This window comes from Rathayibacter sp. AY1C6 (assembly GCF_002931535.1).
Lineage (GTDB): Bacteria > Actinomycetota > Actinomycetes > Actinomycetales > Microbacteriaceae > Rathayibacter.
This window is the reverse complement of the sequence record NZ_PSWC01000027.1, coordinates 1-13,324: the sequence shown is the minus strand read 5'-3', so window position 1 is coordinate 13,324 and position 13,324 is coordinate 1. Positions and strand designations below refer to the sequence as shown.

Below are 13,324 nucleotides of genomic sequence, written 5' to 3'. Positions count from 1 at the left end.
GGGTGGTGGCGTGTCCGACGACTGGCCCGCGACCCTCCGCCTCCTGCCCCTGCTCGTCGCGGTCGCCCAGACCGGGAGCGTCACGGCGGCGGCAGCCGAGCTCGGGATCCCGCAGCCGACCGCGAGCCGGTCGCTCGCCCGGCTGTCCGCTCTGGTCGGCACTCCCCTGGTCCGCCGGGAGGGCCGTGGGGTGGTGCTGACGGAGGCGGGGACCCGTCTCGCCGAGGCCGCTCAGGACGGCATGTCGGTGATCCGCGCCGGGCTCGCGGAGGTGCGGCAGGCGGGCGACGTGGAGCACGGCCGGATCGACCTCGCCTTCCAGACGCTCCTCGGGGAGAGCTTCGTGCCGGATGTGATCCGCCGGTTCCGCCGCCGCTGGCCGCAGGTCGGCTTCGGGCTCCGTCACGGCTCCCGCGCCCTCTGCCTGCGGGCCGTGGCGGAGGGCGAGTCCGAGCTGGCGATCGTCGCGGATCCGCCCGATCTCCCCGGCACCACCACGACGACCCTCTACTCGGAGCCTCTCCTCGCGGTCGTGGACCCCCGTCATCCGCTGGCCTCGCGGCGCTCGGTCACGGTGGAGGACCTCCGCGGCCTCGACCTGATCATGCTGGCGCCCGGCTACGGCCTCCACGAGTCGGCCCGGCGCCTGCTCGCCGTGGACGGCCGCGACCCGGTGCCGGCGTTCGAGGTCGGCGACTACCGCGCCGCCCGGGGACTCGCGGCAGCCGGTCTCGGACTCACGATCCTGCCGCCGAGCCCGTCCTCGGTCGACGACGACGTCCGCGAGATCCCGATCGACGATCCGGGCGCGAGCCGTGAGATCGGTGTGCTCGCCCGCGACACCGGAAACCCGGTCGTCCCCGAGTTCCTGCGGGCCCTGCACGCCGCGGCGGCCGCCCGGCGCCGGTGACCGCTGCTCGGCTCTGCTGTCAAGCACAGGAAGCGGAGGCCCTTCGTGCAGCAAGCTTCGAGAGGATCCCCGCACCGCCAGCGACACCCCCATCCCCCCGCTCCTGCACCACGTCACCGAGGACGGCCCCGGTCATGATCCTTCTCCGCACCCACGCCAACCGCTGGACCGCGCGCGCCCGCCGCAGCGGCGTCGTCCTCGGCATCATCACCCTGGTCTCCGATCTCCCCCGCCCGGCCTACCGGACGGTCCGCCTCGACCCGACGAGCGGCGAGCGCTTCCTGCTCCGCGACACCGCCGAGCTCGAGGAGGCCTTCGCCGTGCTCCTCGCCGGGCTCGAGCGCTCGCGCATCGCGGCCTCGGCGCCCCCGGCCGAGTCCGCTCCCCCGTGCGCCCCGGTCGACGCGCCCGTCGCAGTCGAGGACGACCTCGAGGAAGCCGCCTGACCCGACGGCGTCCTTGCGGGGAGACCCTCACCGCGCATCAGGCGCCGAGCTCTCCGCCCGCCTCCTTCACACTCGACGTGTCGGATCGACGTGCCGTGACACCTCGACCGGCGGATCCGTCCTCGGCAGGTCCCGCGGACCGATGACCCGTCGGAGCCGGGCCGACCTGAGCGACCGCAGGAGAGCCCGGCGCCAGCGCGGATCGGTGCGGGCCCGGAGGCGGGGGTCGAGCGGGCGGAAGCCTCCCGCGGTCCGCTCCTCGATCAGCACGATCGTCGCGGTCGCGAGGTGCAGTCTCCGGATCGGCTCCCTCTCGGGATGCGGATGCCCGGAGCGCGTGCGGAGCTGCTGCTCCAGCTGCTCCGGGTCGGCGGACCACCAGGTGCTGACGCCGACGCGTCCATCGGGGAGAGGGAAGCGCTCGGTGATGCGGTACGGGAGGCCGTGCTCGGTCATGCAGTAGTGCCTTTCGAGGAGAGGGTCCGGGAGCCCGGGTCGCGCTGCAGCGGCCCGGGCTCCGGTTCACGAGGTGCGGGTCGAGCGACGGCGCAGCGCCGTCAGGGCGCCGCCGGCCAGGAGCAGAGCGCCGGCTCCGGCCGCGAGGGGCCCGGCCGCCGCTCCCGTCGAGGCGAGCACCGTCGGCACGAGTCCGACCGGAGGCACCGCCACCTGGGCGCAGCTGGCTCCGCCGTCGTCCGCGCACGGGTGCAGGACGGTCGTCGGATCGAAGCCCTCCGGGACCTCGGTCAGGCGTGCCCGGTTGGGGATGGTCCACGCGTCCACGCCGTCGGCGACCCGTCCGGTCACGGTGAACGTCGTCGACGCTCCCGGGGCCAGAGACAGGTTCTCGACAGTCAGGTCGGACGACGCCGGGCCGCCGTCCCGGGAGATCGTGACGTCGCTCAGGTGCGCGAGCTCGGGGATGTCGGTGAGGGTCACCCCGTCCGCCGGCCGAGCCCCCTCGTTGGCGACCACGATCCGGAACCCGGCACGCCCGCCGTGGTCGACCTGATTCCCGATCGCCGTCTTCTCGATGGAGAGCCTTCCCTCGACGGGCGGCACCGGGATCTCGGCGCAGGACGACGTCGCATCGTCAGCGCAGGCGTTCTCGACCGTCGGCGGGTCGAAGCCCTCGGGCTGGTGGGTGATCGAGACGCGGTTGGGCAGGGTCGCGGCGTCGTACCCGTCGGCGACCCGGCCGCTGACGTGCAGCGACACCTGGCCGCCGGCGGGGATGTCGAGACCCGTGACGGGCTCCGTGGCCGGCTGCGTTCCTCCGGCGCCGTTCTCGATGGTCGCCTCGAGCAGGTGGTCGAGCGTCGGGACGTCGGTCACGGTCACGTCCGTCGCGTCGACCGTTCCGGTGTTCGCCACGACGATGTCGAAGCCCGCCGTGCCGCCGTGCTCGGCGCTCGTCTGGGACGCGGTCTTCCGGATCAGGAGCGACCCCTCGCCGATGTCGTGCGGGACGGTGGCGCAGGGGTTCGCGTCGGTCCCCGTGCCGGACGAGGCGGGAGCGAAGGGCGCATCGGCGAGGCAGGCCGTGTTCGTCAGCGCGCGGTCCCCCTCGCCGGTCACGATCACGTCGAAGGTCAGCTCGGCCGTCGCCCCGACCGGCAGGCTGCCGGCCGCCCAGGAGATGCGGCCCGTCTCCGCATCGATCGTGGCCGTGCCCTGCGAGGCGCGGAGGGAGCCGGAGTCGAGCTCGGCGTCGTCGAGCACGCCCTTGTCGAGGTAGTCGATGACGGCGGCGTCGGAGTAGTCCCCGGTCCCGTCCGAGGTCAGCGTCACCCGGTAGGGCACGCGGGCGCCGCGGAGCAGCGGAGTGGCGGAGTCGACCGACGAGGTCTTCGCGATGGTCACGTGCGGCGCGAGCGGATCGAGGCGTGCGACCGCGACCGCACCGTCCGAGCCGTAGGCCCAGTCGTCGATCGCCCGCAGGTCGCCGTAGGAGCCGTGCACCGAGTCGTTGGCGTTGGGGACGCGGCCCCGCCCGGAGTCGTCGCCCTCCCAGCGGTGCACCCCGCCGGACGAGTCGGTGCCGCCGTCGCCGGACGTCACCGAGGAGGTGCCGGAGTACCGCTCCGAGTTCGATCCGGCGAGGAGCGAGTCGTCCCAGTGCACCGTCGACGGGTCGTCGCCGCCGCCGGTCGACCTCACGACGGACACGCCGCCGGCGGACGTCTCGGCGTCGACCCGCGTGAAGTGGAACTCGTTCGTGCGGCCGATGGAGGCACGGAAGGTGACGTCGGGGTCGGTCACGTCGACCGTCCCGCCCTTCGCGTCCCGTCCGTCCCAGTCGACCGAGAAGGGACCGGTCGTCCCCGCGATCCGGGTGAGGTGCACGTCGCGCTCGCCGTCGTAGGCGCCGTCCCCGTCCGCATCGACGTCCACGACGACGGTGCCCGGCTGCGTCCCCAGGACGCCCGTGAGCGTGCCCGCGTCGGAGCCCGCGGACGACCGCCGGAAGGCGAGGCCCTCGATTGTCGGCGCCTGGTAGGCCGGAGCGATCGACTCCGGCAGGTCGGACGACGGCGGGTCCAGGAAGAGCTTGTAGGTCTGCAGGCCGTCGATCCCGGAGCGTCCGGACGCCTGGACGTACTGCGCCCCGATGCCGCCCGCCTCGCTCGACTGCGGCATGGGGACCGAGAGATAGGACGGATCGGACGACCCGACCTTCACGTTGCCCTTGTTCGTGGCCTGGACCGTCGAGGCGACCCCGTCGTAGCCGCGCAGCCCCAGCTCGTAGCGGGCGCCCGTCTCCGTGACGGCGTGGAGCGTGAAGGACGAGCGCCGCTCCTCGGGCGAGGAGTAGGACTCCTTCGCCCCGGACTGGATCGCATAGGAGTCGGACCACACGCGGCCCGCGACCGCCGCGCCCCGTGCGTCTTGGACGCCGATGCTCCAGACGAGGTTCACTGGGGCCGTCACGTCGTCGTCGGACACCCGGATCTGGAAGACGCCGGTCTCGTCCGCCACGAACGAGCCGCCGGCGGACACCGAGGGCGCCGCTCCGGGCGCGAAGTCCTGCTCGTCGAGGACGGCTCCGCCCGGAGCCGTCACCCGGGCGGTACCGCCGCCGGTCTCGCCCTCGCCGGTGCCCGAGCCCGCCTGGAGCGGGTGGAGGTCCACCCGGAGCGTCTCGCCCTTCTGGACCCAGGCCGAGACGGTCGTCACGCCGGCGTTCGTCGCGCCTCCCTGCAGGAGGGTGTTCTCGATCGTCGTGTGAGGACCGTCGGCGGCGAGGGCGGGCGGCGGCGCGAGGCCTCCGCCCAGCAGCCCGCTCACGAGCACGCAGCCCGCCGTCGTGCCGACCAGCGCTCGCGCCGTCCGCGCTCGGTGTCGTCCGCGCTCGTCCCGCCCCGACTGTTCCGTTCGACTCATCCGATGTCCTCTCCTCTGCCGACCGAGCGCACTGCGTCGGCGGCGACCGTTCAGCCCCACGGAAGGAGAGTATTGCTCGGTTCGACGTCACCGCGGCCGGTACGGCTGCATCCGTGGAGAACGGCGCGAGATGGGCGCTGTGGAGGAGGAAACGGCGCGCGAGAAGAGCCGAGCGGCGTGCTCGCGACGGGTGATCGCAGAGCCCGCGAGGAGTGATCGCGAGCACGGGCGCGGACTGATCGCGGATGCGGGCGGAAGACGATCGACGTCGTCGACGGCGCGAAGAGGCGTCCTGCGAGGCGGAGAACCGGCTGTTCCCTCGCCCTGCACTCACCGGGAGACCGACGCCGACGGCCACCGGAACGAGCGACCGTTAAAACGAGAACGGCCCGCCGAAGCGGGCCGTTCTGCTCTGTCTCAACCAGAGTGCGCCCGGAGGGATTCGAACCCCCAACCTTCTGATCCGTAGTCAGATGCTCTATCCGTTGAGCTACGGGCGCAGTCCATCGCGTGGGCCAGAGGCGCACGCAACGAGGTACGACTATACATGCCGGGAGCCCCCTCCGCGAATCGGCGGCGGGGGCGCAGACGGCTCCCTCTCGGGACGCCGCCGCAGCCACCAGAACCCAGGCTCCGTCGGGGTGTCCCGGAGCGCCTCGCAGAGCCTCCGACCGGCGGACGCCGCTGCTCCCCCTCACGGCGTACCGTGGGCTCATGGAGGCCGCCGCGATCGAGCTCGTGGGCTTCGTCGTCTCTCCGCTGCACCGCTACGAGGGCCGCCCCGCCGATGGCCCGGTGCCGTCCGAGGGCAACGAGCAGCCCGAGCGGATCGAGATCCGCGCAGGCCTCGGCATCGTCGGCGACCGCTTCTTCGCCCAGCGCGCGCACCGCCCCGCGGCGATCACGCTCTTCGCGGTCGAGACCCTCGAGCACATCGCCGCCGAGCTCGGCGCAGGGCCCTTCGACCCCGCCGACACCCGCCGCAACATCATCGTCCGCGGCGCCGACGTCGATGCGCTCGCCGGCCGCACGTTCGCGATCGAGCAGGGCGGGGAGCGGATCGAGTTCCAGGGCGGACGACCGGCCAACCCCTGCGCCTGGATGGACGTCGTGCTCGCCCCCGGGGCGTTCCGGGCGATGCGGAGGCGCGGCGGCGTCCGGACCGCCCCCCTGACCAACGGCGTCCTCCACACCGGGCCGGCCCGTCTGATCCTCCACAGGTCGGACGACATGCTGATCTGAGCCCGGCGGCGAGCGCCTAGGCTCGCAGCGACCGACTCCCCCGATCGAAGGAGGCCCCGTGCTCCGCCCGAGCGACCTCCTCCCCACCCTCGCCACGACCCTGCGGCGCGGAGTCCGCGACGTCTTCGCGACCACGCGCTCCCGGGGGCGGGATCCGCACCGCCGCACCCGCAGCACCGACGTCTCGGTCCAGCGGGTGCACCACCGAGACGTCTGGGCGCGGGTGAGCACAGTGGGGCGCGACGGCGAGCGCACGTTCGTCCTCGTGCCGGGGATCGGAGTCGCGGCCACCTACTTCGAGCGCCTCGCGCCCGCGCTCAACGAGTTCGGTCCGGTGCACGCTCTCGACCTGCCGGGCTTCGGCGGCGTACCGCACCCGATCGACGCGCGGCGCATGGACATCGGCGACTACGCCGAGCTGGTCGGCGCGGTCATCGACGAGCTCGGCCTCGACGATCCCGTCGTCCTCGGCCACTCGATGGGGACGCAGGTGGTGGCCGAGCTCGCCGCCCGCCGTCCGGAGCTGACCACCATCGTCCTGCTCGGACCCGTGATGAACCGGCACGAGCGCCGCCTCCCGACCGCCGCGCTCCGCTTCGCCCAGTCGAGCGTCCGCGAGCCCCTCAAGGTCGCGATCCTCGCCGCGGGCGCCTACCTCCTCTGCGGACCGCGCTGGTTCTCCCGCGTGCTGCCCGAGATGATGCACTACCGGATCGAGGAGACCGTCCCCCGGATCCGCGCGTCCGCCCTCGTCATCCGCGGCGAGTTCGACCGGCTCGTTCCGCGCGAGTGGGCGGAGGAGATCGCCCGGTCGATGCCGCACGCGCGGGCCTGGGAGATCCCCGACGCCTCCCACTCCGTGATGCACGCGCACGCGGAGGAGGTCGCCCGCCTCTGCGTCGAGCACGCGCGGGCGCCGCAGCCCGACCGGGACGAGGCCGCCCTCCGCCGCTACCCCGACTCGGGGGTCGACCACTCCGAGGAGGACGCGCCCACCGAGGACCCGATCGGCGCTCTCCGGGGACGCATCACCGAGCTGGCCGGGATCCTCGTCGACGACGACTCCCTCATCGCCGAGGGCAAGACCCTCCACGCCGAGGCGAGCGATCCGGAGGCACTGCACCAGGTCGCTCCGGACCCGGGCGACGGCGAGCTCGTCGAGGGCGGCGGATCGAGGGAGGACGGCGAGCAGGACGGCTGACCACCGCAGGCCACCACGAGCCGCATGTCGCGCGGCGTGAGACGCCGAGCGCAGCAAGAGCAGCCCTCCCGCCGACCCCACTCGGCGCCCGCCCGTCAGGACTCCGCGCCGACGATCTCCTCGCGGATGCGCCGCAGGTCCTCGGCGAGCGCCCCCAGCAGGATCCAGTGCTGCGGATGCGGAGTCGCGATCACGAGCGGCGCGGTGAGAGCGGGCAGCTCGTCGGTGATCGCCTCCGGCTCGGGAACGTCGACCGAGGACTGCACGAGGAGCCGCAGATCGTGGGCGGCCCGGTGCAGCTGGACGGCGATGTCGGCGATCGTCGGCTCCCCGACGAGCTCGTCGTCGTAGAGGTCGTGCACGGTCCGCGTCATGCCGCGGACCCGGGTCACGATGCGCCCCAGCCGCGGGACGACGGAGTCGAGGGCCAGCAGCCGGTCGCGGTGGGCGGAGCGGCGCGGGTTGAGGCGGAGGGACTCCTCGCCGGTCGCGATCGCCTCCTCCGCCTTGCTCTGCATGGTCTGCAGCAGCCGGGCGTTGATGAGCAGCTCGTCGAGCCGGCGTCGCGGGACGGGGGCCTGGAGGGCGTCGCCGAGGTCGTCGAGGGCAGCGGCGAGCTGAGCGGTGAGATCTCCGATCGCCCGCTCGGCCGGCGCCAGCACGACCGGAGGGACGATGAGCACGTTGATGACGACTCCGACGGCCGCGCCCAGCAGGGTCTCGAGGATGCGGTCGAGCGCGTAGTTCGGCGTGACCGCGCCCACCGAGAGCACGAGCATCGCGCTGATCGGGATCTGCACCGCGGAGGCGGGGGTCAGGCGCACGGCCCACCCGACGGCGATCGCGGCCACGATCGCGAGGAGCACGATGATGCTCTCGCCGCCGAGCACCGTGCCGATCACGGATCCGACGATCACGCCGATGATGACGCCGACCGAGCGCTCGAGTGCCTTGGAGAACGACTGGTTGATGCTCGGCGCGACGACGAGGAGCGCGGCGATCGCACCGAAGACGGGCAGCGTCCCCGGGAAGACGACGCCGGCGAGGAGCCAGGTGACGACCGTGGCCGCCGCCGTCTTGACCAGCTGCAGCACCGGCGGCCGCGTCGGCACGGTGAAGCTCGAGGTCAGGCGCATGGGACCACGGTAGCGAGCGCCCGCCGCCTCGCGGTCCCCGCGCGCATCACCGGCTCGCGGCCGCCTCGACGCTCGCGAGCACCGCGCGGAGCGAGCGCGACGCCTCCGCCCGCAGATCGGCGGGCACCCCCGAGAGCAGCGCCCGCTCGGCGTCGAGCACCTCGGGGAAGGCCCGGCCGACCAGCTCCTCCCCCTCGCGAGTCAGCGTGATGAGCGAGCCGCGCCCGTCCGCCGGGTTCGCGGCGCGCCGCACCAGGCCCCGACGCTCCAGCGAGTTCACGCGCTTGGTGATCGCGGGAGCGGAGGCGAGGGCGATCGTCCGGAGGGTCGTCGGCGACTGCGGAGCGCCGGCGCGACGCAGCGTGGAGAGCACGTCGAACTCGCCGCGAGTCAGCCCGTGGGCGGCGAGCAGCTCCTCCGTCGCCCGCGCGATCAGCGCGGAGGCGCGGATCACCCGCCCGACGACGTCGACGGCGGAGGTGTCGAGCTCGGGCCGCAGCACCGCCCAGCCCGCCCTGATCTCGTCGACCGCGTCACCCGGCTGGCCTTCAGAGTCATTCACGCGTAAAGTATATCTGCTTCACCCGTGAACCACTTCTCCGGCCGCCGCCGCTCGGACCCCGATCAGAGGACCCGATGGCCACCACCCCCGTTCTGCCCCACCCCCGCGAGCTCCTCGCCTTCGGCCCGCACGCCGGCGCCCATCGCGTCGCCCTGCGCGCCGGCGTCTCGATCGCCGTCCCGCTGCTCGTCCTCTGGGCGCTCGGCCGCACCGATCTCGCCCTCTACGCGACCTTCGGCGCCTTCACGGCCCTCTACGGACGCCAGCACACGCACCGGCCGCGCCTGCTGATGCAGCTGTCGGCCGCCGCGTTCCTCGTCACCACCGTGACCCTCGGCACCGTCGTCTCCCTCTCTCCTCACCGCGACTGGCTGATCATCCCCGTCGTGGTCGCCGTGACCGTCGCGGCCGCCTATCTCAGCGACGCCCTGCACTGGCATCCGCCCGGCCCGCTGTTCCCGGTGTTCGCCGTCACGGCGTGCGCGTCCGTCCCGTCCGAGCCCTCGCGGATCCCGCTCGCCGTCGCTCTCGCCGCGGGCTCCGCCGCCTTCTCGCTCGTCGTCGGCCTGAGCGGTCTCGCGCTCCGCCGCGCACGCCGCCTCGCCCCGACGCCGTGGCGCACCTCGTTCCGCGCGGCGGCGGCCCGTCCGGCGACGCGCGCCGCCCTGCTCCGCTTCGGGGCCGTCGTCCTGGTGGCGGGCACCATCCCGACCGCGACCGGCCTGGGCCACCCCTACTGGGCGATGGTCTCCGCCGTCGCAGCCGTCTCGGGAGCAGACGCCGGCGCCCGGCTCGTGCGCGCGGGCCACCGGATGCTCGGCACGATCGTCGGAGTGCTGATCGCGGCCGCGCTCCTGGCCCTGCCGCTCTCCCCGCTCGCCGTGATCGTGGTGGTGGTGCTCCTCCAGATGACCGCCGAGCTCGTCGTCGGCCGCAACTACGGCCTGACCCTCGCCTTCGTCACTCCGCTCGCGATCCTCATGGTCGAGCTCGCGCATCCCGTCGACGAGCTCGTGCTGCTGCGCGACCGGGCGCTCGAGACCGCGCTGGGCGTGCTCGTCGGAGTCGTGGCGACGCTCCTGACCCACGCCGCCTCGCAGCGCTCGCGCTCACGCTCCTAGGCTCAGGAGGATGGACCGCACGATCCCCGCTGTGCTCGCCGAGATCACGGCGGCCGTCGCCGAGGTGCGCGACGTCGCGCGGTCGCAGCAGGACGGCGCGCGGGCCCGCGTCGCGGACCGGCTCGACGAGATGTTCGCCGGAGCGACGACCCGCCGAGAGGTCCGGGCGGCGGCCGCCGACGCGCTCGGGCTCTGGGGCGGGGCGGGCTCCTTCTCGGACGTCGGCTCGGCCGAGGCCGACCACGCGGTCAGGCGCCTGTACCGGGCCCTGCGCGCCGGCCGCTCCTGGCTGCTCCGCGCCGGCTGACCCGCACGTCGCGACCGCCGCACGACGCCGAGAACGACGAAGGCCCCCTGCTTCCGTGGAAGCGGGGGGCCTTCTCGTTGGCGGTACCGGTGGGATTTGAACCCACGGTGGACGCAAGCCCACACATGTTTTCGAGACATGCTCCTTCGGCCGCTCGGACACGGTACCGGGGTCGAGTGTACGCGACGGCCGGAAGTCGCGCCAATCGAGAGGACGGGCCGCCGTCAGGCGGGGAGGAGGAAGCCGAGCACGCGGTCCCACTCCGGAATCGCGAGCAGGTGGCCGCGGCCGGGCACGACCTCGAGGCGGGAGTCGGGTAGCCGTGCGGCGTACCACTCGGCGTGGCGGCGGCCGGCGACCGCGTCCTCGGCGCCGTAGAGGAGGAGCGCGGGCGGCTCGGCGGACTCGACGGCGAAGCCCCACTCCTGCACGCCGTAGCCGATGAGGTCGGCGGCCATGCCGAGGGCGCCCTGGGCGACGGCGCGCTCTAGCATGCGCGAGAGGCGCTCGCGGACGCCGGGGGTCTCGAGCACCGCGGTGTCGGCGTCGCCGGAGCCGAGCATCCCGAGCAGGGCGTCCGGGGCGGGGGTCGGGCCGAAGGCGCCCTCGAGCGTGCGGGTGAGCGAGCGGACGGCCTCGTCGAGCGGGAGGTCGGCCAGGCGGGCGAGCTCGGCGCGGTTCTCGTCGCCGACCCACGGCACGGCGTCGTCGGGAGCGGGCGTGCCGATCACGGCGACGCGCTCCACGAGGCCGGGGTAGTTCGCGGCGAGCGCGAGGGCCACGCGGCCTCCCGCCGACCAGCCGGCGGCGCTGACGGAGGCGATGCCGACGGTCGCGAGGTACTCGGCGATGTCGGCGGCGGCCTGCTCGGGGCTGGCGCCGACGCCCGCTCCGGCGGGGTCGAGGTCGGTCAGGAGGGAGGAGGCGCCGTAGCCCGGGCGGTCGAACGAGAGCAGGCGCACCCCGTGGCGCGCGGTCGCCTCCGGGTCGGGGTCGAAGTCCGAGGAGCCGGGAGCGGGATGCGCCAGGACGACGACCCGCTCGGCGCCCTCGGGTCCGGACCAGCTGACTCCGAGCGGGCGGCCGGACTTGAGGACGTGCACTGTCGAGGGCATGTCCCCCAGTCTCTCGCAGACGTCCGACGCCGACGGGGCGGCGCTCGGGGCGGAGTCGTTCTCCGAGGCGCGATCCTCCGCCTCCGCCCCTCCGCGACGACGCTCCTCCACAGAGGGCCTCCACGAGACCTCTCCCCCGGCCTGGCGCGCCCCGCTCTCGGCGTCGGTGGTCGACGGTACTGTCGAAGACACGTTCGAACGAGCGGCGGTGTCGGGGGTCCCCCGTAGCGTCGCCCTCGTCCCCCTCCTCCGCCCCGAAAGGACCTCATGGCCTCCTCGAAGACGCGCACCGCCCCGTACCGCTGCTCGGAGTGCGGATGGACGACCGCGAAGTGGGTAGGCCGCTGCGGCGAGTGCCAGCAGTGGGGCTCCGTGATCGAGAGCACCGAGCGCACCGGCCTCGTCCGCGCGGTCGCCGCTGTGGCTCCGGCCGCCGGCCGCATCGCGCGGCCCATCACCGAGATCGAGACCACGTCCGCGGCGCACCGCCCCACCGGCGTGGGCGAGCTCGACCGCGTGCTCGGCGGCGGGATCGTCTCCGGCGCGGTCGTGCTGCTCTCGGGAGAGCCCGGCGTGGGCAAGTCGACCCTCCTGCTCGAGGTCGCGAGCCGCGCCGCGGCCGAGGGCCAGCGGGTCCTCTACGTCAGCGCGGAGGAGTCGGCCGCGCAGGTGCGCATGCGGGCCGAGCGCACCGGCGCGATGCACGACAGCCTCTTCCTCGCGGCCGAGACCGACCTCGCCACCGTGCTCGGCCAGATCGACGAGGTCCGGCCGGACCTGCTCATCGTCGACTCGGTGCAGACGGTCGCGAGCGACACCGTCGATGGCCTGCCCGGCGGTCCCAGCCAGGTCCGCGAGGTCGCCGCGACCCTCATCCGCGTCTGCAAGGAGCGGGCGCTCCCCCTCGTGCTCGTCGGACACGTCACGAAGGACGGCTCCATCGCGGGGCCGCGCCTGCTCGAGCACCTGGTCGACGTGGTCTGCCACTTCGAGGGCGACCGGCAGACGGCGCTGCGCTTCGTCCGCTCGCTCAAGAACCGCTTCGGCCCGACGGACGAGGTCGGCTGCTTCGAGATGACCGCCGAGGGCATCGCCGAGATCCCCGACCCGAGCGGTCTGTTCCTCAGCCGCACCCGCTTCCCCACCCCGGGCATCTGCGTCACGGTCGCGATGGAGGGACGCCGCGCGCTCCCCGTCGAGATCCAGGCGCTCGTGATCGCGAACGACGGCGAGCACCCCCGCCGCGTCACGAACGGAGTCGACGCGTCCCGGGTCGCGATGATCCTCGCGGTCCTCGAGCGGCAGGCGGGCATCCCCCTGCGGCGCTGCGACGTCTACGTGTCGACCGTCGGCGGCGTGAAGCTCATGGAGCCGGCGGCGGACCTGGCGATCGCAGTCGCCATCGCCTCCGCCCACGCCTACACGCCGCTGCGGCCCGGGATCGCCGCGTTCGGCGAGATCAGCCTCTCGGGAGACATCCGGCCCGCCTCCGGAGCGAAGCAGCGCGCCTCCGAAGCGACACGACTCGGGCACTCCTCGCACCTCGACTCCAGCGCCTTCACCCTCTCGAGCGCGATCACCCACGCGCTCGTCCCCGTTCCCGAGCGCATCCGTCCGGAGCGGGTGCCCACGCACTGACGGCCGCGTCCCCGGCCCGCTGCACAGGCACCCGTCCACCGCTCGGAGCCGCGGGTGCCTCCGTCCACCGCATCGTCGAGGATCGACACCGGAGGCGAACACGGGCTCCATGGGCACTGCCCGACCGCTCCCCGCGACCACCGCACATGTCCGCTCCGCCGCAGCCGCCCGTCGCGCAGCAGCACGAGCTCGTCGACGGGATGCGCGAGCTCGACCATGAGGATCGCGAGCGGAGTGACGAAGGCGAGGGTCAGGCCGTAGT

12 protein-coding genes and 2 tRNA genes are annotated in these 13,324 nt (G+C 73.9%); 7 read left to right on the top strand and 7 right to left on the bottom strand.

The annotated features are described in order from the left end of the window. Positions 1 to 10: 10 nt before the first annotated feature. Positions 11 to 910, top strand: coding sequence for a LysR family transcriptional regulator (locus C5D36_RS14425; RefSeq protein ID WP_104239291.1), 900 nt, complete (start codon positions 11 to 13; stop codon positions 908 to 910). 134 nt (positions 911 to 1,044) lie between these two features. Next, complete coding sequence (locus C5D36_RS14420; RefSeq protein WP_104266672.1) at positions 1,045 to 1,356, top strand: hypothetical protein; 312 nt, start codon at positions 1,045 to 1,047, stop codon at positions 1,354 to 1,356. Positions 1,357 to 1,422: 66 nt separating this feature from the next. Here the strand turns inward: C5D36_RS14420 and C5D36_RS14415 are convergent, their stop codons facing one another. The 3 genes from C5D36_RS14415 to C5D36_RS14405 form a co-directional block, all read right to left on the bottom strand. Then, positions 1,423 to 1,812 carry a hypothetical protein gene (locus tag C5D36_RS14415; protein WP_104296084.1) on the bottom strand — a complete coding sequence of 130 codons (390 nt, stop codon included), beginning with the start codon at positions 1,810 to 1,812 and terminating at the stop codon, positions 1,423 to 1,425. 66 nt (positions 1,813 to 1,878) lie between these two features. Continuing rightward, positions 1,879 to 4,740, bottom strand: a complete 2,862-nt coding sequence (locus tag C5D36_RS14410; protein WP_104296083.1) for a DUF11 domain-containing protein — start codon at positions 4,738 to 4,740, stop codon at positions 1,879 to 1,881. Between the two features lie 427 nt (positions 4,741 to 5,167). Further along, positions 5,168 to 5,240 (bottom strand) — tRNA-Arg (locus C5D36_RS14405). A gap of 214 nt (positions 5,241 to 5,454) precedes the next feature. Between C5D36_RS14405 and C5D36_RS14400 the strand changes: the two genes are divergently transcribed. Beyond that, the gene (locus C5D36_RS14400) at positions 5,455 to 5,982 is read left to right on the top strand and encodes an MOSC domain-containing protein (RefSeq protein ID WP_104225994.1); all 528 of its coding nucleotides are present in this window, start codon (positions 5,455 to 5,457) and stop codon (positions 5,980 to 5,982) included. A 58-nt stretch (positions 5,983 to 6,040) separates the two neighbouring features. Then, positions 6,041 to 7,183: an alpha/beta fold hydrolase gene (locus C5D36_RS14395; protein WP_181072916.1), complete on the top strand. Its 1,143-nt coding sequence runs from the start codon at positions 6,041 to 6,043 to the stop codon at positions 7,181 to 7,183. 95 nt (positions 7,184 to 7,278) lie between these two features. Here the strand turns inward: C5D36_RS14395 and C5D36_RS14390 are convergent, their stop codons facing one another. Both C5D36_RS14390 and C5D36_RS14385 read right to left on the bottom strand, forming a co-directional pair. After that, positions 7,279 to 8,319, bottom strand: coding sequence for an aromatic acid exporter family protein (locus C5D36_RS14390; RefSeq protein WP_104225996.1), 1,041 nt, complete (start codon positions 8,317 to 8,319; stop codon positions 7,279 to 7,281). A 46-nt stretch (positions 8,320 to 8,365) separates the two neighbouring features. After that, positions 8,366 to 8,881: a MarR family winged helix-turn-helix transcriptional regulator gene (locus C5D36_RS14385; RefSeq protein ID WP_104296081.1), complete on the bottom strand. Its 516-nt coding sequence runs from the start codon at positions 8,879 to 8,881 to the stop codon at positions 8,366 to 8,368. A 74-nt stretch (positions 8,882 to 8,955) separates the two neighbouring features. Between C5D36_RS14385 and C5D36_RS14380 the strand changes: the two genes are divergently transcribed. Both C5D36_RS14380 and C5D36_RS14375 read left to right on the top strand, forming a co-directional pair. Further along, positions 8,956 to 10,002: an FUSC family protein gene (locus C5D36_RS14380; RefSeq protein ID WP_104296080.1), complete on the top strand. Its 1,047-nt coding sequence runs from the start codon at positions 8,956 to 8,958 to the stop codon at positions 10,000 to 10,002. Positions 10,003 to 10,012: 10 nt separating this feature from the next. Continuing rightward, the gene (locus tag C5D36_RS14375) at positions 10,013 to 10,309 is read left to right on the top strand and encodes a hypothetical protein (RefSeq protein ID WP_104296079.1); all 297 of its coding nucleotides are present in this window, start codon (positions 10,013 to 10,015) and stop codon (positions 10,307 to 10,309) included. A gap of 78 nt (positions 10,310 to 10,387) precedes the next feature. Here C5D36_RS14375 and C5D36_RS14370 read toward each other — a convergent pair. Beyond that, positions 10,388 to 10,477, bottom strand: a tRNA-Ser gene (locus C5D36_RS14370). A 56-nt stretch (positions 10,478 to 10,533) separates the two neighbouring features. Beyond that, complete coding sequence (locus C5D36_RS14365; RefSeq protein ID WP_146083747.1) at positions 10,534 to 11,424, bottom strand: alpha/beta fold hydrolase; 891 nt, start codon at positions 11,422 to 11,424, stop codon at positions 10,534 to 10,536. A gap of 267 nt (positions 11,425 to 11,691) precedes the next feature. Here C5D36_RS14365 and radA point away from each other — a divergent pair, with 267 nt between their 5' ends. Beyond that, on the top strand, positions 11,692 to 13,062 hold the full coding sequence (gene radA, locus C5D36_RS14360; protein ID WP_104224086.1) for a DNA repair protein RadA: 1,371 nt from the start codon (positions 11,692 to 11,694) through the stop codon (positions 13,060 to 13,062). Positions 13,063 to 13,324 lie beyond the last annotated feature (262 nt).

What these genes read in the sequence shown, in the direction of transcription:
- C5D36_RS14420 (WP_104266672.1), top strand. Translation starts at nt 1,045, where the DNA reads ATGATCCTTCTCCGCACCCACGCCAACCGCTGGACCGCGCGCGCCCGC.
- C5D36_RS14415 (WP_104296084.1), bottom strand. Translation starts at nt 1,812, where the DNA reads ATGACCGAGCACGGCCTCCCGTACCGCATCACCGAGCGCTTCCCTCTC.
- C5D36_RS14410 (WP_104296083.1), bottom strand. Translation starts at nt 4,740, where the DNA reads ATGAGTCGAACGGAACAGTCGGGGCGGGACGAGCGCGGACGACACCGA.
- C5D36_RS14400 (WP_104225994.1), top strand. Translation starts at nt 5,455, where the DNA reads ATGGAGGCCGCCGCGATCGAGCTCGTGGGCTTCGTCGTCTCTCCGCTG.
- C5D36_RS14390 (WP_104225996.1), bottom strand. Translation starts at nt 8,319, where the DNA reads ATGCGCCTGACCTCGAGCTTCACCGTGCCGACGCGGCCGCCGGTGCTG.
- C5D36_RS14380 (WP_104296080.1), top strand. Translation starts at nt 8,956, where the DNA reads ATGGCCACCACCCCCGTTCTGCCCCACCCCCGCGAGCTCCTCGCCTTC.
- C5D36_RS14375 (WP_104296079.1), top strand. Translation starts at nt 10,013, where the DNA reads ATGGACCGCACGATCCCCGCTGTGCTCGCCGAGATCACGGCGGCCGTC.
- C5D36_RS14365 (WP_146083747.1), bottom strand. Translation starts at nt 11,424, where the DNA reads ATGCCCTCGACAGTGCACGTCCTCAAGTCCGGCCGCCCGCTCGGAGTC.
- radA (WP_104224086.1), top strand. Translation starts at nt 11,692, where the DNA reads ATGGCCTCCTCGAAGACGCGCACCGCCCCGTACCGCTGCTCGGAGTGC.